The sequence below is a fragment of the Zavarzinella sp. genome (genome assembly GCA_041399155.1).
Taxonomy (GTDB): Bacteria; Planctomycetota; Planctomycetia; order Gemmatales; family Gemmataceae; genus JAWKTI01.
In genome coordinates this window covers 341,004-363,015 of sequence record JAWKTI010000003.1, presented here as the reverse complement: position 1 = coordinate 363,015, position 22,012 = coordinate 341,004, and the positions used below count along the sequence as shown (strand labels likewise).

The 22,012-nt window shown below is 50.4% G+C and carries 23 protein-coding genes and 1 other RNA gene; 11 read left to right on the top strand and 13 right to left on the bottom strand.

The features are described 5' to 3' along the window. The first annotated feature begins 114 nt into the window (after positions 1-114). Together R3B84_15700 and R3B84_15695 are read left to right on the top strand one after the other, a co-directional pair. Positions 115-1,491 carry a hypothetical protein gene (locus R3B84_15700; GenBank protein ID MEZ6142010.1) on the top strand — a complete coding sequence of 459 codons (1,377 nt, stop codon included), beginning with the start codon at positions 115-117 and terminating at the stop codon, positions 1,489-1,491. 231 nt (positions 1,492-1,722) lie between these two features. Next, on the top strand, positions 1,723-2,499 hold the full coding sequence (locus R3B84_15695) for a BON domain-containing protein (GenBank protein ID MEZ6142009.1): 777 nt from the start codon (positions 1,723-1,725) through the stop codon (positions 2,497-2,499). A gap of 98 nt (positions 2,500-2,597) precedes the next feature. Here the strand turns inward: R3B84_15695 and R3B84_15690 are convergent, their stop codons facing one another. From R3B84_15690 to R3B84_15675, 4 genes are all read right to left on the bottom strand, one after another. Continuing rightward, complete coding sequence (locus R3B84_15690) at positions 2,598-3,332, bottom strand: PQQ-binding-like beta-propeller repeat protein (GenBank protein MEZ6142008.1); 735 nt, start codon at positions 3,330-3,332, stop codon at positions 2,598-2,600. An 11-nt stretch (positions 3,333-3,343) separates the two neighbouring features. After that, the gene (locus R3B84_15685; GenBank protein MEZ6142007.1) at positions 3,344-3,883 is read right to left on the bottom strand and encodes a PQQ-binding-like beta-propeller repeat protein; all 540 of its coding nucleotides are present in this window, start codon (positions 3,881-3,883) and stop codon (positions 3,344-3,346) included. A 404-nt stretch (positions 3,884-4,287) separates the two neighbouring features. Next, the gene (locus R3B84_15680) at positions 4,288-5,166 is read right to left on the bottom strand and encodes a hypothetical protein (protein ID MEZ6142006.1); all 879 of its coding nucleotides are present in this window, start codon (positions 5,164-5,166) and stop codon (positions 4,288-4,290) included. Then, positions 5,085-5,954, bottom strand: a complete 870-nt coding sequence (locus R3B84_15675; GenBank protein ID MEZ6142005.1) for a DUF488 family protein — start codon at positions 5,952-5,954, stop codon at positions 5,085-5,087. Before R3B84_15675 ends, R3B84_15680 begins: the two co-directional genes overlap by 82 nt. 317 nt (positions 5,955-6,271) lie before the next feature. On the opposite strand from R3B84_15675, the gene R3B84_15670 reads away from it, so the two are divergent. Continuing rightward, positions 6,272-7,456: a M24 family metallopeptidase gene (locus R3B84_15670; protein MEZ6142004.1), complete on the top strand. Its 1,185-nt coding sequence runs from the start codon at positions 6,272-6,274 to the stop codon at positions 7,454-7,456. Positions 7,457-7,506: 50 nt separating this feature from the next. Here R3B84_15670 and R3B84_15665 read toward each other — a convergent pair whose 3' ends face one another. Together R3B84_15665 and R3B84_15660 are read right to left on the bottom strand one after the other, a co-directional pair. Continuing rightward, on the bottom strand, positions 7,507-9,147 hold the full coding sequence (locus tag R3B84_15665; GenBank protein MEZ6142003.1) for an arylsulfatase: 1,641 nt from the start codon (positions 9,145-9,147) through the stop codon (positions 7,507-7,509). 74 nt (positions 9,148-9,221) lie between these two features. Beyond that, a complete protein-coding gene (locus R3B84_15660) occupies positions 9,222-9,689 on the bottom strand; it encodes a thioesterase family protein (GenBank protein MEZ6142002.1) in 468 nt (155 codons plus the stop codon). An 88-nt stretch (positions 9,690-9,777) separates the two neighbouring features. On the opposite strand from R3B84_15660, the gene R3B84_15655 reads away from it, so the two are divergent. From R3B84_15655 to R3B84_15630, 6 genes are all read left to right on the top strand, one after another. Next, positions 9,778-10,164 carry a hypothetical protein gene (locus tag R3B84_15655; GenBank protein MEZ6142001.1) on the top strand — a complete coding sequence of 129 codons (387 nt, stop codon included), beginning with the start codon at positions 9,778-9,780 and terminating at the stop codon, positions 10,162-10,164. 7 nt (positions 10,165-10,171) lie between these two features. After that, positions 10,172-10,552: a hypothetical protein gene (locus R3B84_15650; protein MEZ6142000.1), complete on the top strand. Its 381-nt coding sequence runs from the start codon at positions 10,172-10,174 to the stop codon at positions 10,550-10,552. 4 nt (positions 10,553-10,556) lie between these two features. Further along, complete coding sequence (locus tag R3B84_15645) at positions 10,557-11,240, top strand: hypothetical protein (GenBank protein MEZ6141999.1); 684 nt, start codon at positions 10,557-10,559, stop codon at positions 11,238-11,240. A 90-nt stretch (positions 11,241-11,330) separates the two neighbouring features. Then, complete coding sequence (locus R3B84_15640) at positions 11,331-12,215, top strand: MBL fold metallo-hydrolase (protein ID MEZ6141998.1); 885 nt, start codon at positions 11,331-11,333, stop codon at positions 12,213-12,215. Between the two features lie 45 nt (positions 12,216-12,260). Then, positions 12,261-13,211, top strand: a complete 951-nt coding sequence (locus R3B84_15635; GenBank protein MEZ6141997.1) for a DUF1338 domain-containing protein — start codon at positions 12,261-12,263, stop codon at positions 13,209-13,211. A 13-nt stretch (positions 13,212-13,224) separates the two neighbouring features. Continuing rightward, positions 13,225-14,001, top strand: a complete 777-nt coding sequence (locus R3B84_15630) for a prolyl oligopeptidase family serine peptidase (protein ID MEZ6141996.1) — start codon at positions 13,225-13,227, stop codon at positions 13,999-14,001. Positions 14,002-14,012: 11 nt separating this feature from the next. Here R3B84_15630 and R3B84_15625 read toward each other — a convergent pair whose 3' ends face one another. From R3B84_15625 to R3B84_15595, 7 genes are all read right to left on the bottom strand, one after another. Next, a complete protein-coding gene (locus R3B84_15625; protein ID MEZ6141995.1) occupies positions 14,013-15,221 on the bottom strand; it encodes a PQQ-binding-like beta-propeller repeat protein in 1,209 nt (402 codons plus the stop codon). Between the two features lie 28 nt (positions 15,222-15,249). Beyond that, positions 15,250-16,374: a hypothetical protein gene (locus tag R3B84_15620; protein MEZ6141994.1), complete on the bottom strand. Its 1,125-nt coding sequence runs from the start codon at positions 16,372-16,374 to the stop codon at positions 15,250-15,252. Between the two features lie 48 nt (positions 16,375-16,422). Then, on the bottom strand, positions 16,423-17,529 hold the full coding sequence (hppD, locus tag R3B84_15615) for a 4-hydroxyphenylpyruvate dioxygenase (protein ID MEZ6141993.1): 1,107 nt from the start codon (positions 17,527-17,529) through the stop codon (positions 16,423-16,425). 55 nt (positions 17,530-17,584) lie between these two features. Continuing rightward, positions 17,585-18,526, bottom strand: a complete 942-nt coding sequence (locus tag R3B84_15610) for a hypothetical protein (protein ID MEZ6141992.1) — start codon at positions 18,524-18,526, stop codon at positions 17,585-17,587. A gap of 266 nt (positions 18,527-18,792) precedes the next feature. Continuing rightward, a complete protein-coding gene (locus tag R3B84_15605; GenBank protein ID MEZ6141991.1) occupies positions 18,793-18,966 on the bottom strand; it encodes a DUF6800 family protein in 174 nt (57 codons plus the stop codon). Positions 18,967-19,091: 125 nt separating this feature from the next. Further along, a non-coding RNA gene (gene ssrS / locus R3B84_15600) (6S RNA) lies at positions 19,092-19,298 on the bottom strand. A gap of 157 nt (positions 19,299-19,455) precedes the next feature. Then, positions 19,456-20,763, bottom strand: a complete 1,308-nt coding sequence (locus R3B84_15595) for an aconitase/3-isopropylmalate dehydratase large subunit family protein (GenBank protein ID MEZ6141990.1) — start codon at positions 20,761-20,763, stop codon at positions 19,456-19,458. A 142-nt stretch (positions 20,764-20,905) separates the two neighbouring features. Between R3B84_15595 and R3B84_15590 the strand changes: the two genes are divergently transcribed. Together R3B84_15590 and R3B84_15585 are read left to right on the top strand one after the other, a co-directional pair. Next, a complete protein-coding gene (locus tag R3B84_15590; protein MEZ6141989.1) occupies positions 20,906-21,256 on the top strand; it encodes a DUF3221 domain-containing protein in 351 nt (116 codons plus the stop codon). A gap of 165 nt (positions 21,257-21,421) precedes the next feature. After that, the gene (locus tag R3B84_15585) at positions 21,422-21,865 is read left to right on the top strand and encodes an amino acid-binding ACT (protein MEZ6141988.1); all 444 of its coding nucleotides are present in this window, start codon (positions 21,422-21,424) and stop codon (positions 21,863-21,865) included. Positions 21,866-22,012 lie beyond the last annotated feature (147 nt).

Here is a 22,012-nt window from a genome sequence, read left to right as displayed (position 1 = left end):
TTGGTGTGAACGCACTATAATGAGGATGTGCGGGGCTGACTGCAACAATGCCCTGCTTTCACTTATCTTAGATCGGAGTACAACTTTCCTATGCCGGATATTGCGGCTTGGTCGATGAAACAGCTTGCATATGAAGCTCTGGCCAATGGCGAATTGGACAAGGCGGTGCAGCTTTACGAAGACCTGATTGCCCGCAACTACCGCAAAGTATGGTCTCTTAAAAACGATATTATTAAAGCGTTTGTCCGCGTGGGTGAACGCCACCTCCGCAACGATCAGATTTCCGATGCGTGGGCCACGCTCAAACGGGTGTTAAAGTTTGCAGCCGAAGACGACCACGGGGTCAACCAGTTCCGCACCAACCTTAGTAAGCTGAAATATTCTGAAATCCGTGCGATGCTGGAAGTGGGCAAGCCCGATTCTGCCCACGCAGCTTTTCTGGAATTGAATGAGTTGCCTATTGACCAGGAACCTTTTGCCCCACTGGGCGATGCGGCACGCAACTGGTGCCACGCGATTGAAAAGGCCGATTCGGGCGACTTCAGCAACGCCCGGCAACTACTGGAGCGCGTGCGGCCTGTCCTGAATCAGCGTTCTTCGGCTCTCGATACTTTCGAGGTTCAATTAACGCAGCGTGCAGAGCAATTCGACCACGCACTTGCCGCACTGCGACAGTTTTTGTCGATCGGTTCGTGGAATGAGGTGCACACGCACGCCACAGCGGTATTGCAGGTGGCGAAATTTCACCGCGAGGCACAACAGGCGAAATCGCAGGCGTGGGAGATGCTGAAACTCAACGCCGAACCACTGGAAAAGCACCTGGGAGCAACCGCACTGCATGTGGCAGTGTCCACCCCGAAGAATTCGCTGGAAGTCACCCCACAACTGGTGCGTCCCAACGAATTTCGCCCACCGGCGAAAAATTATTACCTGTGGATCGATGGGGGTAGTGCCTTCATGATCTGCACCCAGCCTCGGGTGACGCTGGGCATGGCCACTGGTGGTGGGACTGTGGATGTCCCACTTTTTGCCGATGTTTCGCGCGTGCATGCTGCCTTGCAACGAGATTCTGAGTGTTATTTGCTGGAATCGGGCCAATCGGTGCGTATCAATGACGAGCCACTGGAAAAAGCGGTGCTGCAATCGGGAGACACTCTCCTTTTAAGTAACTGCCAGATGTGCTTTGATATCCCCGCCAGAGGCTCCTTAACCGCACGCCTGATGCTGAATGGCAACCGCAGGCTCAGCATGGCGATTAATGGCATCATTCTGTTGTCGGATATGCTGGAAATTGGCAATCACACCCAGTGCCATGTGCAACTGGAACACGCCACGGAATCGATGTTTATCACCATGCGGAATGGTGCCCTGCACGTCCATTCAAAAGGACGTTACCGGATTAATGATACGCTGGCACAGGGTGTTTCCGCAATTCACGAACCAAGCCACATCACCTGCCAGGACTTTTCCTTTGCCCTGGAACCGATCTGAACCGAGCAACGATTCTCATGAATCCATCTCGCTTGAGATGATCGCTCTGGCAAACGCATGTTAATTCTGGCAATTTAGTGAAACTGTACGAATTAATCGGGCGACCTTTACAATCAATACGACACATCTTGCCAGCTTTGTTGGGTAAATCTGCCCCCAGTTGTCGAACATAAGTAGCGAAGGGAACAGAAATTACTATTTTTCGCATTAAATGTGAACAAGGAGGTCCCCGTGAGACTGCGTAAGCTGATGATACCAGCAGCAACTCTGGGCATGTTTTTAGTGGGAACAGGGATGGCTCAGGACGCAACCACGGCCCCCAGTAAGGCAGTGGACGCGAAATCGGCACAGGCGAATCAGGACATGGCCGACGCCGTGAAAAAGGCATTGATTGATGCCGGCGTGGTCAATGGTGCCAAAATTGGCATCTCTGTGAAAGATGGGGTGTGCTCGCTCACTGGTACTGCCATGGACGGCACCCAGCACAACAACATTCTGAAGACAGTGGCTACCCTGCGCTCGAAAGGGCTTCGCCGAATCGAAAGCGAAGTAACCTATCCTCAGGAAATGCCTCGCAAGATTCAGCAGACTGGTGGACAGGTGCCAGCCAGCCCCGGCCCCAGCACTCTGCCCGATTCCAGTGGCATGCCGATGATTGGTGCGGCACCCCCCACCCCGGGCGTGCCAATGCCCCCACAAGGGATGCCTGCATTCAACACCAACGAACCAGTGCCATTGAATGGTGGCATGGGCATGATGCCGTTGGACCCAGCAGCACCGAAGCTGCCTCCGTACGCATGGCCGACGTATGCACCCTACAATAACTATTCACGGGTTGCATACCCAGCTTCGTACCCCCACAACGCCTTCCCTTACATCGGACCATACTATCCCTTCCCACGTGTTCCACTGGGCTGGCGGAAAGTGGTGCTCGAATGGGATGACGGTCACTGGTACTTAGGTCGTCTGGCTGGACCGTACAACTACTGGAAAGTGCGTTTCTGGTGATCCTGACACCCACATCAGGTGGGTAAAATGCCCCATCGCTCCCAACTTCTCATTTTCTCATTTTTCATCATTCTCTCATCTTTCTGCTGTTCTGTGGGCTATTTGATCGCATAACAGTACAGAAACTCCTGATCGCGCAGATACAATTTGCCATCAGCGATCACGGGATTGGTCCACACGGCACCACTCGGCAGGCGTTTGCTGGATGCTTTCGGCAAGCGAAAGCGGCTAGTTTCGCTCCAGCCTTCGGGCGTGGCTTCCGCCAGCACCACGTTGCCTTTTTCGCCCAGACAGTACAACTTACCATCCGCATATGCCACCGACCCCCGCTCCAGTGCGGTGCGGTCGTTCCATTTCAGTTTTCCGGTAGTGAAATCCAGGCAGAACCAACCCTGATTTTCCGAATGACCATACAAGTGGTTGTCCACCAGCACCATGCTGCCATCACGGTTCTGCACCAGTTTATTGCTCATAATGGTGCTGATGCGGGGGTTGCCAGCGGTACGCACCAGTTCAATGAAATCGCAGCCCTGCCCGAAGCCCACGCTGGTGAATACACGATTATTCCCCACAATGGGGGTGCTGATGACGACGTCATCGTACGGTTCGTTGCGGGTGTAGCGAAACAGTTCCTCGCCCGACTTGGGCAACACGCCATAGATCCCCTGGTTTGTCACGACAACAATCGTCAGAGTGTCATGGATTTTCGCCAGCACCGGTGCTGCGTAGGGTGCCTGATCGGTGATGGTTTTGCTCTGCCAGAGTACTTTACCACTTTTCAGGTCCAGGGCGGCCAGCAGACCTTTCTTGCCACCGGGAACACAAATCACCATCTCTCCCACAATCAGTGGGGCAGCAGCATAGCCCCAACCCAGGGGGTAGGTTCATCCAATCCGCCACCAATCGGATTGACTTCCCCAGCGAGGTCTTTCGGTAAGTTCTTTTGCCACAAGACTTTACCATCGGTTTTCTGGTAGCACACCAGATCGCCGAAGCCACCTTGAACAATCACCTGTTGCCCCACGGTAGGGCTGGAATTCGGGCCCGCATTCCAGCTATTGCCGCGCCAGGTGAAAACCGGCCCCAGATCGCCAGTCCAGGCCACTTTGCCGTCTTTGGCATTGATTGCGAAGGTGCACTCCCGATTCTCTTTGGTACCCGCAATATAAATGGTATCGCCCACGATGGCGGGGCCGGAGTAGCCGGTGCCCAATTGATCGGTTGACCAGAGCAACTTCGGCCCACCCTGGGGCCATTTTTTCAACAAACCTTTTTCTGCAGAAATGCCATCGCGATTTGGCCCACGGAACTGTGGCCAATCATCAGCCAGCAGGGAATTGCCACACATCACCAGTATTAATGCCGCACACAGACGTTTGGACATGCCTTTTCTCCTCAAAATGAATCCCACCGTTGGGAAAATATACGGAGAATCGCAATTTCTTGCCAAGAAGTTACATGAATCATGGGCTATATTGCGATGTGATAATATTGCAGATATACGATTCTTCCTCTAGAGGCAATTGCTTCTGTAAGCCTGGTATTACCGGCGCATCTGTAAGGCTTGTTGAGTGGATCTGTATGCCAACGATTCACCGTATCGAGTTGAGAATCGGGCATTTACGCCAGAGTGACGGTGCGGTTGTGATCAATCGAAGGATCGTCTGCGGCCATCTGGGTACCACAGTCGAGAGTCCACCCGATTCTGGAATACAATTATGAGAAATATATGAGGGTTTGAAGTATTAGTTTCAACCAAATGAAATCGTTTCCGATACAAAAAGTTTTCTAGAACAATGTACCCTGAGCATCTTTCGGGGGCCAGAACACTCCCAGCACCAGCCATGTGTTGTATGGGAAGTGAGTACCCATAAAGAACCTGGTATCCTTATCTTCGCGACATAGTTCCCCCAGAAACTTGTTGCGAACACTTTCAGCGGCTGCCTCATCGGAACCGAGGCGTTGGGCTTCGTTTAAGAAAAGCATTCCCAACTCCCAATCTTCACACATAGCTGTGTGCGGTTTATCACCACTATCTTCACACTCGAACACGTAATGAAAAGTGAAAGGAATTTTGCGTAAGGGTTTCTGAGGTTTGCCAAACAGAGTAAGTTGTGTGAACAGAGATTGCCATTCCGGCTTCCATTCTGTGTCCGCAGGTCGAATTTCCAAATCCAAAACACGAGTAGGACGGACAACGCCAAGCGAAGTCTTATCTTTTTCGTGCAAGTTGACGAGTTCGTTGCGCGTGAAATGAGGTAGTTGATCAATGATCGTCCGCCTATCTCGCCATTTATGTTTCGTATCAAGCGGTTTTCCAAGCAGTTTGATCGAGTCAAGGTCTGGTCTTCGGCTCTCTTTGCGATTATCGTTGCCAGCACCATTTGGACCGAGTGCAACTTCGATCCACTGATACTTCTTAAATTGTTGCTGTTTCTCTCGGTAGCGATAGTCGATAGGGTACAGTCGAATCCAATCGCCGGATTCTGTAACACCCGCAGTGCATACCAATTCCTGGTATCCACGAGAGGGGTGGGGATAAGTCATCACAGTAATGAGAACTTTCGTCACGACGTGCTCGACCATCATGTAGCACCGATAAGGTGAGTAATCGGGAGATTCGTTTCCCTGGAAACGGACACCGCCAATCTCGAACGGTGGCAGCATTTGGGTTCAGACTCCATACAAACCAAGACGCTCGGCAATTCAGTCATCAGCCGACCCACCTCTTGAATGGATTTTAGCTCATTTTGAAGGACTGTTTTTTCGTAATTGTCGAATAGCGACTCGTAGGCAACCTGGTCAACTAGGCACCTGCGATCTTCACTCCGGATCCCAAGTTCAGGCAGATGTACGTATTGAATATCCAACCGCTCTGTTAATCGCCGAAGCGTTGATTTGTGGAATCCGTATCTCCTGGCTATAGGATTGTTACGAACATCGATTAATCGTCTGATTCCCGAAACAACCAGCAAATTCAGAAACCCGTCAATACTTAGCCCCTCGTAGCCAGCAGTGTAAACAGCAGGTTGTGTTTCCGGTCGGTTTGCAAGTTTGCGTAGTTTGCTGTTAACGGTGAAAGCAGGATAACGCTCGTATACATAATCGATGAGAGAAGCTGAATCAAGCTTTCCGAAGCGAGAAAATATTCTCTTTACATCCCCCTCGATAGCCTTCTCAGGTGTACCGACGGATGCTGCTAGATTTGGGTTCAGCGACCATTTGTTATCGCCATCTTCCTGCATATAATTCTGTGCAACCAGCTTATCTACTTCCTGGTAAAGAGCAAACGAAAATGGACCATATTGATATGGGACGAAATCGTAAAATGCTGGTCCACCGGAGGTTACACCCTCTTTGCGAAGCAGAAAGCACCATTTAGTCAATTCGGTTCTGGAAACTGACCGATCAGCCAGTTTCAACATAAAGAGTAAAAGTTTCTGTCGATTCAGCATCGATTTGCCCGTCCGTGGTGTCTGTATACATCACCGCACTAGAAATTATTTTAGTGACCGTTGAAGATGCCAACTACATGAACAGTTAATCGCCATCTGGGTGTCTCATGCTCATTCAGAAGTCCACTGTAACAACTTCCTCAGGTGAGCACAAGTTTGTAAATGAGAATATTTTCAGGCGTAGCACTGTGAAAACGTTTCGAATGTTGCCGATTCTGATTCGCACGATTTTGCCCCAGATTCCCACCACTTTTTCAGTGGGATTACGTAAAATAAGGTTCTAATTTCAAAACCAACGTAACAATGAAGGATTTTTCATGCTTGATATCGCTGCCGTGCAACAATCGCTGCAACAATTTCAGATCGATGGCTGGCTGCTGTACGATTTCCGTGCGTCTAATATTCTGGCACGCAGCGTGGTGAAAATGCCCACCGGCAAGCACCTGACCCGCCGGTGGTATTACTTTATTCCTGCCCACGGTCAGCCGATGAAACTGTGCCACAAAATTGAGCCCCAGGCACTCGATTTTCTGCCCGGTGAAACTGCAATTTACCTGAGTTGGCAGGAACTGGAAGCGGGTATTGCCAAATTATTAGAAAAATCTCAGAAAATTGCAATGGAATATGTCCCACGCAATGCCAATCCTTACGTGTCCCGCGTCGATGGGGGCACTATTGAACTGATCAAGTCGTTTGGTAAGGAAATTGTCTCCTCCGGCGACCTGATTCAACTGTTCGAAGCCGTGTGGGATGATGAACAGTGGGCAATGCACCTCGAATCGGCCAAATGGACACGTGCGGCCTTTGATGTGGCGTTTGATTTTATCGCCAGTGAAATCCGCTCCAAAGGGGAAGTGAGTGAAATTGCAGTGCAGCAGCGAATTATGCAGCACTTCGCAGAACACAACCTGATCACCGACCATGCACCGATCGTGGGGCAAGGCCCCCATTCGGGCGACCCGCACTATTCACCAGAACCGGCCACCCAGTTTATGATTCGCAAGGGCGATTTTGTGCTGGTCGACCTGTGGGCAAAATTAAACCAACCACGTGCGGTCTACAGCGATTACACCCGCACCTGCTTTGTGGGTGACGTGGTGCCCGAAAAATATGTGAGAATTTTTAATATTGTTGCTGCGGCCCGTGATGCCGGCATTGATTGTGTGCGGAAAGCGTTTGCCGAAAATCGCCCACTGCAAGGGTGGGAAGTGGATGATGCCACGCGGAAAGTGATCGTCGATGCGGGCTATGGGCCATATTTCAGCCACCGCACTGGCCACAACATTGGCTTTGAAACCCACGGTAACGGTGCCCACATGGACAATCTGGAGACCAGAGAAGAACGGTATGTTCTCCCTCGCACCTGTTTTTCGATTGAACCGGGTATTTATCTGCCGGAATTTGGAGTCCGCAGTGAAGTAAACGTCTTTGTGGATGCTCAGAAGCAGGTCCATGTGACTGGTGGGGAATTACAAACCGAAATCCACCGCATCGTGGTGTAGAAAAAGTACCACTGCCCCACTTGTGTGATGCAGTTGAAGTGAGCGATCCACTATTTTTTCCCTTTGGTGGGATACGGCAAAACGTTCGTGCGATTTGCCCACGTCAGCCATTCTTTAGCCATTTCAGCCACCCTTTCGGGTTCTTTGCTGGCCAGATTGGTCATTTCCAGTGGGTCTTGGGCAATATCGTATAGCTCCCAATCCTGCGAATCTTTGGCGACCAGTTTCCAGTCGCCCATGCGGATTGCCTTATTTTTTTCGTGCTCCCACGCCAGCATTGCCCGTGGCAGTGGTTGATTCGCAAATGCAGGCAACAAACTGATCCCTTCCATCGGCGTAATCTTCTGTTCCCCACGCTGGGTTGGGTAGTCGGCACCCGCACAGGCAACGCAGGTCGCCATGATGTCGATAATATGCCCCACCTGTGGGCGAAATTCACCTTTGGCGGTAACTCCTTGTGGCCAATGTACAATCAGCGGGGTGCGGATGCCGCCTTCGTGGCAATAGTGTTTATACAGCCGAAAAGGGGTGTTACTGGCATTCGCCCAGGCACTTCCATAACTGTGGTAGGTTTTTGCACTTCCCATCGTGGCCAGTTCTGTACCAGTGTGCAACTTATTGTCAGGCCCACTGTTGCCATCGAAGCCGAAGGGGTCCCACTCGGCACAGGCACCGTTATCACTGAGGAAAAAGATGAGTGTATTTTCATATTCGCCATGTTTTTTCAGTTCTGCCACGATACGACCGATGTTTTCATCCATGCAGTTCACCATGGCGGCATATACGGCCATGCGGTAAGCAAGATCGGTCTGGCGATCCTTCTTCAGCGTTTCCCACGCGGGATTCTCGCCGGAGCGAAGAAAATCCCGCCTGGTGGTAAAGCCGGATCGAGGCGTCAGTGGGGTGCCTTGCGGGAACAGACCCATTTCGATCTGGTTTTTGAGGCGGGCGGTGCGAATCTTATCCCACCCCACTGTGTAGGTTTGCAGATACTTTTGAATATCTGCTGGCTTGGCATGTAGTGGAAAGTGGGGTGCATTGAACGCCAGATACTGAAAAAAAGGTTGTTTTGCCGCACGTGCCTTCGCCAGAAAATCGATGCTGTAATCGCCGAACACGTCACTGCTGTAAAATTGATCGGCGGGATAGGTGCGTTTTGGCCGATCGGCAGGCAGGCGGGTGTAAAATGGATTTTCCTGAAAACAGGAATTAAAGCCACCGATCATGCCGTAAAACTCCTGAAAACCCCGATCCGTGGGACGTGGGGTTTTCGGTCCGGCACTGAGATGCCATTTCCCTACCATTGAGGTGTGGTATCCCGCACTTCGCAGCACTTCAGCAATTGTAACGGTGTTGGGCTGCGGAAAGCCACGGTAGCCGGGTGCTGAAGATTGGCCAGTCATCAGACCCACACCGGCCTGATGTGGGTACAAACCAGTCAGCAGACTTGCCCGACTGGGGCAGCACCGCGTGCCATTGTAGAACTGCTGAAAGCGGAGCCCGTTTTTGGCCAGTTCATCCAGGTTCGGTGTGGCAATTTCCCCACCGTAACAGCCAAGGTCAGAATAGCCCAGGTCATCGGCAAGAATCAGCAGAATGTTAGGTTTCTTAGGTTTTTGTGCCGCAGCCACCGTGGGGAAGAACAGACACCCGGTGGCCAGCAACAGAAAGAGTTTTGAGAAAAGAGACATCAGATTTCCTTGCACTGAAATTCGACAACGATTGGATTTGCATGCAGAGTTAGTTATATTGCCATTTCGCAATATTACAGTGGGGGCGAATGGATCACGGGCCGATTCCCCACCTGGGCTTCAAGATTCATGATGGCCAGCTCTAATTCGTCTGGAATGCGGCATTTTTGCTGGGTGGTGTAATCGTAACAGACAATTAACGCTTCACCGTACGTGGTAACTGCTTTGGTTTCCGAATCCACCAGTTGATGGCTGACCGTAAAGCGGTCGCCATTTAATTCTTTTACTTTGGCACACGCCAATAGTGTGGCGGGAAAATGCACCGCTGTCCGGAAACGAGCCTGCGTCGAATGCACAATGGGGCCGATCCCCACACCAGGTGAGCCTTGCATCCAGCCCAGCCGCCGAAAATACTCGATGCGAATATTTTCAAAGTACCGAAAGTACACCACATTATTGATGTGGCCAAACACATCCATATCTGCCCAGTCGACCACCTGGGGCTTGACGATGGGAAAGCCCAGTTCTTCTTCGATGCTCATGGAACGCCTCGGTAAAAATCTTATTTTCACGATTGACAAGCAGTCGCATAGCCACGATCATGCAGATTGATTGGAAAAGAGTTCAGTTATGCTCATGCTTCGTCGAATATCTGTTGCTGTATGGTTGCTTCTGGTCCCATCTTTGCTGGCCGCACCGAAAGTGCCCGTGAAAAAGTTGGCAATCCCCCAACTGGACGGCACCACATGGATATCGGAAACATTTGAAAAGCGGACAATGCTGGTCACTTTTCTTCCCAACGGGATTTTACGGTATTCATATGGCGGAACCACCTACGAAAACGGCACCTGGAAACAGACCGGTGACACCTTGTACTGGGAAAAGAACCAGAAGTATGCCGAATTCAATGCCAAAATTACCAGCGAAAAAATTGAAGGGAAATGCCACAACGTAACTGGCCTGAAGTGGGAGACCACGCTGGTACCAAGTGAAGGGACCCAGCACCCACAGCCATAGGTGAACCATGAGACTTTGTGCGACTCTGTGTGCGATCTCATTATTGTGTAGCGCGAATTTTTCTATTGCTGCACCGAAAATCGTGCCCAGGCAGAAACCAATCAACCTGGTGGGCACCACCTGGGCAGGAAAGTTGTTTGATGAGGTTGAGTACATCGAAATTCAGGCTGACGGGAAAGCAAAATTTGTGATCCCTGGCAGTAATCGCGAGCCATACGACTACACATATGTAATCGAAAAGACCCGCATCAAACTGACCATCTACAACGGTTACTCCTGGTTTGAAGGCGAGATTACTGAAGCCACCATGACTGGCAAACTGGAAAACAAAGCAGGGCGGGTGGAAGAAAGAAGTTTTCAGCGTGAGCGAACTGGCCCCACGGAGTAATCAGATGGTAAAGAGCATCCCTCTGATGGCAGTCTGGCTATTGTTTAGCATCAATTTTATTCATTCTGCACCAAAAATTGTGCCGAAGAAAAAAGCCCCCAACTACGTGGGCAGCAAGTGGTCTGGAAAACTAATCAGCGCCGAAGGGTATTTTGAATTCAATCTGGTGAAATTGCTCGACTACGCTGAAAGACTGGACGAATTAACCAACCACCGCAGCCCCGTGGGGCTTGTCGTGGCAGCCAACATTCGGAGTTTGTTGACCCACGGCAACGCAGATCTTCGCTTTGCGGATAAAGCCCGCCTGATTCGGCAACTTTTTGATCGAAAATTAACTTCTGATGAAGTCTGGAATATCATGCGCCTGCTCGACTGGCTGGTAGAATTACCAGAAGAGCTTGCAGAAGACTTTAACAAAGTTCGAAATGAAATGATGAGGGAGAATCAAATGCCATTCGTAACGTCATTTGAGCAGATTGCCGAGAAAAAAGGCTTCAAACTCGGTGAAGAGCGTGGCCGAGATGAAGGGATCAAACTCGGCGAAGAGCGTGGGCAAAGGATTGGTCAGATTCAGGCTTTTGAAGAAGTGCTAGGACTGCCACGCACCTCTGTTGAAGAGTTGCAGCAGAAATCAATCGATGAACTCGATCTGATGATCAGTGAACTCAAGGCAAAAGTGATTCGCTGATCAGGCCTGCCTGCTGGAACATCAAACTCCGATTTACAGAATGAATTGTGTTAAAGTCATACTACAACAGGACTTTTTCGAGCATTTTGGATGAAAGGTACCCACCCGAAAGTGGAAAATCTACCTCAGTTGGCTTATTTTCATCGTCCCTACACGATTGAAGGTTGGTCGCGGGCGGGAATTCAATCGTATTGGCGTATTCCTGAATTAGGGATCTGTTTTGATCTGGGTGGGATCCCCTGGAACTTTCACCAAAGTTCGCACTGGTTTATTTCTCACCCGCATATCGACCATCTGGCGGCACTACCTATGTTACTGGCCCGCCGAATGATGATGCGAATGCCCCCACCCAAAGTGTATGTACCCCATGGTGTAGTAGGTGGGGTGCAACATGTGATTGATGCCTGGAAAGCAATTGATCATGGAGACCTGGCCTGCGACTTAATTGGCATATCGCCAAATGATAATATTGCCATTGATGATATGCGTGTGGTGCGTGCCTTCCCCACAGAACACCCCGTGGAGTCTTGCGGATACCTGGTTTCGGAAAAACGCCATCGTCTGCGTGCAGAATTCCGCAATTTACCTTCCCACGAACTGGTGGCTGCCAAAAAAGCAGGATCCGCAATTGAAGAAGAGTTTCTGGTGCCGATGCTCTGTTACACGGGTGATACCGCTGAGGGCGTTTTTTCAGCAGAACCGAATCTGTTTCTGGCCAAAATTCTGCTGATAGAATGCAGTTTTTTACGTGAAGAGCACGACCGTGTGAAGATCCATCGTTTTGGACATCTGCATCTGGATGATTTTGTGGAACGGGCAGACCAGTTTCAGAATGAACTGATCATTTTAATGCACCACACCAGCCGCGATGAGCCTGCGTTTTTTGCCAGTGAAGTGAAACGCCGACTCCCGGCAAGTTTGAGTTCGCGAATGATCTGTTGGGGTGCCAGCGACCCACCCGTCCTCATTCAGTGAACTGCAACGCTAGAATAACTGGAAGTAGTATGCAGAGAAACAGCCATGACAACGACAACAGGCCCCCATCGTGCAATCGTAGGGAATACACCGCAAGAACAATTATTGGGTGAACTATTCGACGAACTGTGGGAGATTTATCGCACCAAAGTCGATTATGTCCGCATGTACGAAACGATGATTCAGTCCCATCAGGCCCACTTTTTTAACGACCATATTGCCTTCCGCACGATCGCACACGAAAACTCCTACGCAGGCATTGCAACGGTTTCGCGAATGTTTGAAGCACTGGGTTATCGCAGTGCGGGCACCTACCATTTTGAAGATAAGTCGTTGTCGTCGGTTCATTTGCAGCACGCAAATCCAAAATTGCCCAAATTGTTTATCAGCGAGTTCCGCACGTGGGAAGTGGCGGATGAAAAATGTCGCACCATTTTGACCAACCTTGTCGGTGCTTCTGCGGCACTGTCGATTGATGAGCTACATCAACTCGCCGCGTTGAAAGAGGTCGGGCAACTAGACCCCACTGTGAAGGCAAAGATGCTCGCATTACTGACGCAAGTCCCATGGCAGGCGCCTGAAATCGAAGATGTGCGGTATGTCAACAAGTTCTCCCAGTTTGCAGCGTGGGTGATGGTCCATGGTTATCAGGTCAATCACTTTACGGCACTGATTAATTCCCACGGTGTCGCATCACTGGACAATATCGACAAAACTGTTGCTGCTTTGCAGTCTGTGGGTGTGCCGATGAAAACGGACATCGAAGGGGCACCGGGCAGTAAACTGCGACAGACTGCCACCGAGGCGACAGTTGTGGAGGTGGGTGTGCGTAACAACGGAACCCCAACCACGATGCCATGGACCTATGCATATTTTGAACTTGCAGAACGAAATGAAATCATCGATCCTACAACGGGCAATAAAGCTCGCTTTGAAGGGTTTCTCGGCCCACAAGCCACCAATCTCTTTGATATGACTCGCCTGAAACAATCCTGATGGGAGCAATTTTGTGTTGAAACTGTTACTACTGACATTAATTATCAGCCTGTTTGTTTTTGCCGCAACTGGCCTGGCCCAGGGGAAGCCCACGGACATTCTGCAAAAGAAAGTCTACGTGGGAACCAAGAATGTAAAATTACCATACCGCTGGCTGGAACCCCTGGAGGCCAAATCGGGCGAGAAATATCCATTGGTGATCTTTCTGCACGGTGCTGGTGAACGTGGGGATGATAACCAGAAACAACTGGTGCACGGGGTGGGGGATTTTCTGAAACCAGAACGCAGAAAGCAGAACCCTTGCTTTCTGATTGCCCCACAGTGTCCCGCGGGCAAGAAGTGGGTGGAAGTCGACTGGAGTGCCGCTTCGCACACGATGCCAGCAACTCCCAGCGATCCGATGGGACTGCTGATTGAACTGCTTCCCAAGCTGTTGAAGGACTTTCCTATTGATCCCAAGCGAGTCTATGTCACCGGGTTATCCATGGGTGGTTACGGCACGTGGGATCTGGTTGCTCGGCACCCGGAGTGGTTTGCTGCTGCCGCACCGATCTGTGGTGGGGCTGATGAAGCCACAGCAGATAAAATCAAAGATTTACCCATCTGGGTATTCCACGGTGAGGTGGATACAGTGGTAAAGCCAGAGCGTTCCCGCAACATGGTGGAAGCACTGAAAAAGGCAGGTGGGAAACCACAATACACGGAATACCCCAAGGTATCCCACAATTCATGGTCTGCCACCTACGCGAATCAGAAATTTCACGACTGGTTATTTCAGCAGAAAAAGTAACAGTTTCAGACTTACTTTTTCCCAATGCAGTACAAGCCATCAATTGTGCGGATGATCAGGCAACCATCGGCAATCGCTGGTGTGCCCATGATCTCTGCTTTCATATCGTTTACGGACAGAATTTCCGCACCCTCATCGTTGGGTTGAATGACGGTACAAATCCCAGCATCATCAAAGGTATAGATCTTACCATCACCGGCGATGGGTGATGCCCAGAACTGGCCTTTCCCTCGCCCAATCCGTTCTGTCCAGAGATCTTTTCCAGTTTTCAGGTTGCCGCAAGACAGCGTACCCGCACCACCAATGGCGTAGATACGATCGCCCAGGATGACTGGTGTGGCAGAACTGGATGTTAACTTGGAGGTTTTCCAGACTTCGGTGGGTTGATCTTTCACCAGGTCCAGACAAACCAGATTTCGGCTGATCGGCACATAAGCTTTGTTATCATTAATAATCGTGGTAGAAATAGTGCTGGCACCCTGCTCAATCGACCAGGCCACTTTCCCCGTGTTGAGTTCATACGACACCACTTCTTTCGAAGAGGTAAACAGCACTTCTGCACCATCTTTCTTCTGAATGATCGTGGGCGTGACCCAGTTCGTCATGCGCGGACGGGACACTTTCCAGATATTCTTGCCGTACTGAGTATCCAGTGCTGCAACGAACGATTCCCCCACGGTATCCATCGGTACCACCAGGGTGTTGTTGTGAACAACAGGCGACGAGGCCATCCCCACCTGATTGGAAATCTTGGGATAATCGCTGGTCAGCGAGCGGTACCACAACAAATTGCCATCATGGTCAAACGTTGCCAGGTCTGCGGTGGCAAACAGGCAGTATACCGCACGTTCATCTGCACAAGGGCTGGGTGCAGCCATACTTGATTTGGGGTGGCAGCCAGTGTTACCGGTTGCTGTCATCTGGCGGTGCCACAATTGTTTTCCAGTTTTCAGGTCGAAGCAATAGACATGCAGACGATCGTTCTGGCTGCCAGAAGATGATGTCAGAAACACTTTGTTGCCATAAACAACTGGCGAAGAAACACTGCGCCCGGTGGTGACTGCTTTCCATCGCACGTTGGTGGTGGCATCCCACTTGACAGGCAGGTTTTTTTCGCTGGAAACACCACTGCCGTTGGGGCCACGGAACTGCGACCACTCTGCCGCACCTGAAATGCTGGCAACGCACAACAATGGGATGATATATTTCAATTGATACATCTTTTTTCTCGTGTTAAGTATCGGGGGGTTATTTCAAATCGACGATGGTTAATTGTGGTAGTTTGGCACCATTGAAATCGCTCAGGCGGGCCTGAAAATTCCAGTTCTGTGCCCACGATTCAGTTTGGTTGTTCTGGCAGATTTTGAGCAGAACTTCATTCTTGCCTTTCTTCAGTTGTACTTTGCCGAAGTACTGGTCAAAGCGTTGACCGTGGTGGTATTCTTCGTTGGCGAAAACTTCTTTCCCATTCACAAATGCCTTCACCGCACAGATAGACCCAATTCGAATCTGTACCGTCATCTCTTCAGTTGATTCCACCACAGCATATGCGTAGGCCGCGGCATCTTTGTGCTTGGTCAATACTTTGTTCAGATCCACCAGTCCTTCCGCGTGGTCGGTTGTCGTGGTGATCCAGGATACTTCACCTGCTTTGCCCATGTATTTGGCCAGCAGGTTCACCCCTTCTTCCGGGCTATATACTTTTTCAAATCCTGCACCTTTGGTGCTGTCGAATGGTCCCACCACTTTCCAGGTGGTAATCACGCCAAAGTGATCGGTAAGCGATGGCTTTACCTGAAATGCTTTATCGATCTTGGTTTGAATCTTCGTTGCCTGATCCATCGTGCGGGTGGCTTCGAAAAGCTTCATGTACTGTTCCTTCGTGGCTACCTTTGCAGATTTTTCCAATCTCGCCAACTCGAAATCAATCGCATCAATTCGCAGATCGTTGTTGGGATCATCCACCATCCCAGGCAACAATTCAATTTTTGAAGTGGGATTCAGTTCCACCAGGATCTCGTAGGCAATGCGCCGACCTGCAGAAGGATTTTTCAGATTGGTCACATATTTGGTCATGGTGGCAGTATCAAGCGGACGCTTTGCCGTGCGCTCTGCTTCCACAATAGCAAACACTGCTGCCTGCAGCCAGTTGAGTGCGACAGGATCTGCCCCTTCAAACGCATTCAGGGTGGGGTATAAGGCGTCGATTCCCTGGCCAACCAGATTTTTCCAGGCGGCCCCCACTTCCTGGTTGGTTGCACCTTCGGTTTTTACCGATTTGATAGTTGCAATTGCATCGCTGGTGGCATCTGCATGCACGGTGCATGTGATGGCCAGTGCGAATACCGCACAACAAATAAACCTTTGAATCATCACGATCTTTTCCTCAATCAAGTTGCCCATGTTGTCTTAACGATTTCGCTATAAAGTGCCACGGAGAGATTGTTCGCGTTCAATTGCTTCGAACAGAGCTTTGAAATTGCCTTTGCCAAAACTTTTTGAACCATGTCGCTGGATAATTTCAAAAAACAGGGTAGGGCGATCCTGCACTGGTTTGGTGAAGATCTGCAGCATGTAGCCTTCATCATCACGATCGACCAGTATGCCCAATTCTGCCAGCTCCTTGATATCTTCCGCAATCTCGCCCACGCGATCGGTCAGAGTATCGTAATACGTCTGTGGGACTCGCAGAAAGGAAACATCATTTGCCCGCAGCGACTTTACCGTTTCAATAATGTTGTTGGTATTCATAGCGATGTGCTGCACACCCGCCCCACCGTAGAAGTCGATATATTCTTCAATCTGCGAACGGCGTTTCCCCTGAGCAGGTTCATTTATCGGGAACTTCACTCGACCGTTTTTCCCCTGCACCACCTTGGACATCAATGCGGAATACTCGGTGCTGATATCTTTATCGTCAAACGAAACCAGTTGCGAAAAACCGAGCACCTTCGAGTAGTACTCTACCCATTGGTCCATTTTGCCTTCTTCGACATTCCCCACCACGTGGTCAATTGCTTTTAGGCCCACCGTATGATACGTGGCTGGGTTGTAGCGATTCGGATCAATCGGCAAATAGCCTGGGGCAAACACCCCACGGTAATGGTCGCGATTAATGAAACTGTGCAGCGTATCGCCATAGGTGCGAATCGTTGCCTTGATAAAGACACCGTTTTCATCTTCCAGCCGCACAGGTGGTTGCACACTTTCCGCACCTCGTTCGATGGCTGTCTGATAAGTTTCTTCCACATTATCCACGTCAAGTGCCACATCCATGACACCATCGCCGTGCTTCAGCAAACGTGGGTACTCCGGGTGCTGCTCCCGCAGGGGGGAGGTCAACACAAAGGTGATGCCACCTTGCTGCATGACATAGCCAGCTTCGTGTTTCACTCGCGTTTCCAGCCCTGCATACGCAATCACATCGAAGCCAAACGCGTTGCGATAGAAGTAAGCCGATTGACGGGCATTTCCCACGAAAAAGTGAATGTGGTCAATTCGACGAATGGAAATTGGATCCTTTGCCACAGATTTCTCCCCTGATCGGTGCCAATGATGTCGTTTATCCTATCCTGCAGGTTGGTCAGCACCCAACTAATTGATTGTGGCCCGCCAGACGGTCTTCTTCCAGACCATCCCAGAAAGCGGCCACTGCTTCCAGGATTTCTTTCCCACCTGCCAGGAACTTATCCCGGTCGAATGTTTCTGAAAAATAGGTCTCTTCCAGTTCTTCCAATGTGTGGCTGGCATGCTGGCCTTCCACGCGGTTGTGCCAGGTAAAGAAAGCCAGTGGCAACTTCGGATAGCGTTGCTGTTTCAAGAGCATCAGTCCATCTTCCAGTTGCTGCCAGAAGCCAGCTGCGGCCCAGTTTTCTACTGCAAAGCTGGCACCTTCTGCGAATTGTGAATCCTCGCTGCCGTACGTGCGTTGCAGTTCATCGCAGAAAAAGAGTGTTTTGGGACGACCGTGGATTCGTTTGCCCAGGTGATCGAAGCCCAGGTTCAGGTGGCTGCCCATCCGCAGCAACCACTCAAAGTGGGCCGCACGAAAGCGGAAAATGCCACCATCGACGGTACCTTCCGTGCCCACCAGATCGGGGTCACCTTCGCGATCCTGATCTTCCGGATTCAATGAGGAACGTTCACCCGCAACCTGTTCGCCTTTTCGATAAATCACCCCCAGCTCATTCAGCAGAATTTCCTTGCTGGACCGCATTTGCTCCAGATCCTGTGCGTTGATGACCCGGAGTAACGCTGCCACCAGAAACTGATTGGAAAACACGCTGAACTGCTGCACAAAGAACTTTAATTCCGCTTCACTGGCGGTGCCTTTGGCAAACCACTCGCAATAGGGGTTGTGCTGGATAATGCGGTGGCTCATCAGTTCTTTCTGTGCCACCTGCAGGAACTGGGTATACTCATCAACCTGTTGCTGGCTGAGCTCTCCCGTATTTAATCGAGATTCAATCCGTTCTGATACCACCAATTGTGGTGTTTTCATTGGTGCTGCGGTACTGTGTGTCATTGTTGTCTCCTGGTGATGGAAGGACGACCCGCCTAAAGACATGTTAACAACCCGTGGCTGTGTTTGGGCAACCACTTCTACTATATTATACGAATGAACAGTATTTTCGTTTGCAGGAAAACTGGAATTTTTCAAAAAAGTGGGAAATTCATCAGAAATCTGGTGGTGCGCGAGACAGATTTTCCACTCGAATCAGCCTTCATTGCTGATGATAGCCGCAAATTTTGCGTCAAATTTGTGTGGCCGGCGGTAAAATGAGAGAATTCTCAGGAATTGGCAGGTGCAGCAGCTGGTTCGGTCCAGTAAGGACTGATCCGCTTGATCTTTGCAAGAATCTGTGTGCGCTCTTCGCCTTGGGCGTTTTTCAGTTTCCGCTTTAATTTCATCATCTTCGCTTTGTGATGATACCGACGATCCAATTCTTTGCGACGCTCAACCATCTGTACAAATATCCTGAAATAAAGTAAGTTTTTTTATCGTGAATAGTACGTTCTAACGTCCTGCCCACCCAATGACAAGTGGGGAAGAGAATATGCCAGCGAATATTAAGGCAAGGCACCAGTAGAAAAACCCCGCTTGTGCCGTGTGAATCGTATTTGGGGAACCCGTCATTAATGTGGGCACCGCCCCACTAGCTTTTGGATCACCGTTGCGGTCCTTCTCAGAAAGAAGGTGACGGGCTTGCAGCACTAGCAGGAGTAGTCGGTTCCCTACGGGTTTTTATCGGTTCACCACAAAAAGCAACGTTTCATCACGAACACAGCAGGGTTAGTACATAGTAACGCCCCACCTGCCAGAAAACAAGGTGGGATCAAACAATCGCTGTTTCTTTCACCGCTTCCGATGGAAAATGGGTAAATCAGGCGATTTTTTCACTTCGAAGGGAGCAGCTATATTAATGAGTTTTCTGAAAGAGCGGCTGCAGCATCTCAGACAACCAGATCACGTGGGTCGCTGATTTCACCTGTGAGGGCGCTGGCAGCCACCGTCATGGGACTGGCCAGAAAAACTTCGGCCTGCTTGTGGCCCATCCGGCCTGGGAAGTTCCGGTTCGTGGTGCTGATGCACCGAATTGCCTGATTCAGGCGGCCAAAAGTATCGGATGGCCCACCAAGACAGGCAGCGCAGGAAGCTTCGCCAATTTTCGCGCCAGACGCAAGGAAGATTTCTTCTAATGTCTGGTCGCCGATTTTTTCTGTTTTCAGGCCCCGGGCCACTTCTGTGGTGGCGGGAACAATGAAGGTGTCGATCCGTACTTCCTTGCCACGCAGCAATGCTGCGGCAGCACGAAAATCGGTCATTTTCCCACCTGTACACGACCCAATGTAAGCCCGGTCGAGTTTTTCGCCCTTCAATTGGCTAACAAACGCCTTATTATCCGGACTGTGGGGCTTTGCCACCACCGGCTCCATTTTCGTCACGTCGTAAACTTTTTCGAAGATGAACTGGGCATCTGCGTCACTTTTCACCACAGTGTATGGACGCTGGCCTGCGTTCCGCTTGTTCACATATTCGATGGTGACCTCATCCGGTGCGATGCAGCCATTTTTGCCACCCGCTTCAATGGCCATGTTGCAGAGCGTCATCCGCTCTTCCATGTTCAGTGCATAAACGCCATCACCATCGAATTCCATTGCCCGGTAGGTGGCACCGTCGCAGCCAATATCACCTATGACGGCCAGAATCAGGTCTTTTGCCATCAGATACGGTGGGAGTTGCCCGTGAAATACAAACCGCATGGTGGGTGGGGTCTTCAGCCACAGTTTGCCGGTTCCCATCACAAAGCCCGCATCGGTATTACCAATCCCGGTGGCAAACTGGCCGAACGCACCGGCAGTGCAGGTGTGGCTATCGGTGCCCAGCAGCACTTCCCCAGGTCGAGTGTGGCCTTCTTCAGGTAAGGCAATGTGGCAGACGCCTTTGTAGCGATCCGTGCCAACATCGTAGAAGTAGGGGAGATCCTGTTCTTTGGCGAATTCCCGCAGTACATCGACGTTGCGGTTGGCCATGCTGTCTGCGGTAAAAATGTAATGATCGGGGATAATGACAACTTTCTCACGATCAAACACCTTGGCATCTTTTCCAAAGTGTTTCTTGAAAATGCCAATGGTGCCAGGTCCACAGACATCGTGGGTCATCAGCACATCCACGTTGACCCAGGTATTTTCCCCAGGTGCCACGTGGGCTTTCCCGGCAGCTTTCGCCAGTACTTTCTCCGTCAGCGTCATTCCAGCCATTCGCCGGCCACTCCCAAAAATAATTGTTCTGTTATTCTAGCGTTTTTTTCCTTTTCTCAATCTTAGACGGTGGGGAAATCGTCTGAATCATATCCCCACGGTTGAAGTGGGTCGTGAATTTGATTTCTTTTGGAGAATATTGGTGCGCAGCAATATCGTAATATTGGCATTAATGTGTTTGGTTAGCGGGTTCTCCCACGGTGCAGAGAAAATTTCGGTTACCGGGCCCGCGAAGAATATTCGCATCACCGATGAAAAAGGGCTCACCGGTTCCTTTCTTTGCGATGGTGAGCGCAATCCCGCCTTTGAATACGACAAAGCGAGTGTGCGGGTGAACGAAAAGACCAAAATTCTGCGTCTGCAAGGCGACAAACTGGTCCCAGCCACCTTGAAAGATCTGAAAGAAGGTGGGCAGGTTGATGTATGGCTGGTCGGCCCAGTGGCAGAATCGTATCCGGTCCAGGGCACCGCGGGCAAAATAGTCATCAAATAATCAGAGCGTTTCGCTGGGTATTGCCCTTATGGTAAAATGGGGTGGCCCTTGCAGAACACGCCGGGGCTTCTGAACGGAACTGGAGAAGTTTAGCGATTTTTTCGTAGCTTTCCGTCCCGTTGGGATTTAGGATCATACTCTGTCCTTTCTCAAAATCAGGAGCAAATGATGAGCTTCAAAATGGATCGTGTCCACATCTGGTCTGTCGAAGTCCCAGACAACAGTAACAAAATTGTGGAAATTCTTGGCAAACTGGACGATGCCAACGCTGATTTGGAGTATGTTGAAACGGAAAAATGCCCGGATAATCCGGGCTGTAGTCTTTTATGTGTCGCACCGATCGTAGGTGCGGAGCAGATGGAAGCTGCTCGTGAAGCGGGTCTGCATGAAGTGCAGAACCCCGTGGTAATGCGGGTGGTGGGCGATGATACAGCAGGTTTGGCCCACCGGATTAAACATGCGTGGGCCCAGGCGGGCATCCACCTGCACAGTGCAATGATGACTTCCGTCGGTGAAAAATTCGTCGGCTATATCACCTTCGACACCGTCGATGATGGCAACCGTGCGGCGATTATTCTGGCAGAAGTGGGCATTCAGCAACCCGCATAACCGGAACGGAAGTTAAAAGCCGTTACAATTCTTCATCTTTTTCTGCCAGAATCAGCACTTCTGAACTGCTATAAAAACCTTAACTCGAAATTGACTCATTCTTTTGTTGTTTTTTCAATGGAGCGGTTCGAATATGGCAGTAATCCA

Excerpts from the sequence above, each read along its gene's own strand:
- R3B84_15700 (MEZ6142010.1), top strand. The coding sequence starts at position 115 with ATGAAACAGCTTGCATATGAAGCTCTGGCCAATGGCGAATTGGACAAG.
- R3B84_15690 (MEZ6142008.1), bottom strand. The coding sequence starts at position 3,332 with ATGGTGATTTGTGTTCCCGGTGGCAAGAAAGGTCTGCTGGCCGCCCTG.
- R3B84_15685 (MEZ6142007.1), bottom strand. The coding sequence starts at position 3,883 with ATGTCCAAACGTCTGTGTGCGGCATTAATACTGGTGATGTGTGGCAAT.
- R3B84_15680 (MEZ6142006.1), bottom strand. The coding sequence starts at position 5,166 with ATGCTGCCACCGTTCGAGATTGGCGGTGTCCGTTTCCAGGGAAACGAA.
- R3B84_15675 (MEZ6142005.1), bottom strand. The coding sequence starts at position 5,954 with ATGCTGAATCGACAGAAACTTTTACTCTTTATGTTGAAACTGGCTGAT.
- R3B84_15670 (MEZ6142004.1), top strand. The coding sequence starts at position 6,272 with ATGCTTGATATCGCTGCCGTGCAACAATCGCTGCAACAATTTCAGATC.
- R3B84_15665 (MEZ6142003.1), bottom strand. The coding sequence starts at position 9,147 with ATGTCTCTTTTCTCAAAACTCTTTCTGTTGCTGGCCACCGGGTGTCTG.
- R3B84_15660 (MEZ6142002.1), bottom strand. The coding sequence starts at position 9,689 with ATGAGCATCGAAGAAGAACTGGGCTTTCCCATCGTCAAGCCCCAGGTG.
- R3B84_15655 (MEZ6142001.1), top strand. The coding sequence starts at position 9,778 with ATGCTCATGCTTCGTCGAATATCTGTTGCTGTATGGTTGCTTCTGGTC.
- R3B84_15650 (MEZ6142000.1), top strand. The coding sequence starts at position 10,172 with ATGAGACTTTGTGCGACTCTGTGTGCGATCTCATTATTGTGTAGCGCG.
- R3B84_15645 (MEZ6141999.1), top strand. The coding sequence starts at position 10,557 with ATGGTAAAGAGCATCCCTCTGATGGCAGTCTGGCTATTGTTTAGCATC.
- R3B84_15640 (MEZ6141998.1), top strand. The coding sequence starts at position 11,331 with ATGAAAGGTACCCACCCGAAAGTGGAAAATCTACCTCAGTTGGCTTAT.
- R3B84_15635 (MEZ6141997.1), top strand. The coding sequence starts at position 12,261 with ATGACAACGACAACAGGCCCCCATCGTGCAATCGTAGGGAATACACCG.
- R3B84_15625 (MEZ6141995.1), bottom strand. The coding sequence starts at position 15,221 with ATGTATCAATTGAAATATATCATCCCATTGTTGTGCGTTGCCAGCATT.
- R3B84_15620 (MEZ6141994.1), bottom strand. The coding sequence starts at position 16,374 with ATGATTCAAAGGTTTATTTGTTGTGCGGTATTCGCACTGGCCATCACA.
- R3B84_15610 (MEZ6141992.1), bottom strand. The coding sequence starts at position 18,526 with ATGACACACAGTACCGCAGCACCAATGAAAACACCACAATTGGTGGTA.
- R3B84_15605 (MEZ6141991.1), bottom strand. The coding sequence starts at position 18,966 with ATGGTTGAGCGTCGCAAAGAATTGGATCGTCGGTATCATCACAAAGCG.
- R3B84_15595 (MEZ6141990.1), bottom strand. The coding sequence starts at position 20,763 with ATGGCTGGAATGACGCTGACGGAGAAAGTACTGGCGAAAGCTGCCGGG.
- R3B84_15585 (MEZ6141988.1), top strand. The coding sequence starts at position 21,422 with ATGATGAGCTTCAAAATGGATCGTGTCCACATCTGGTCTGTCGAAGTC.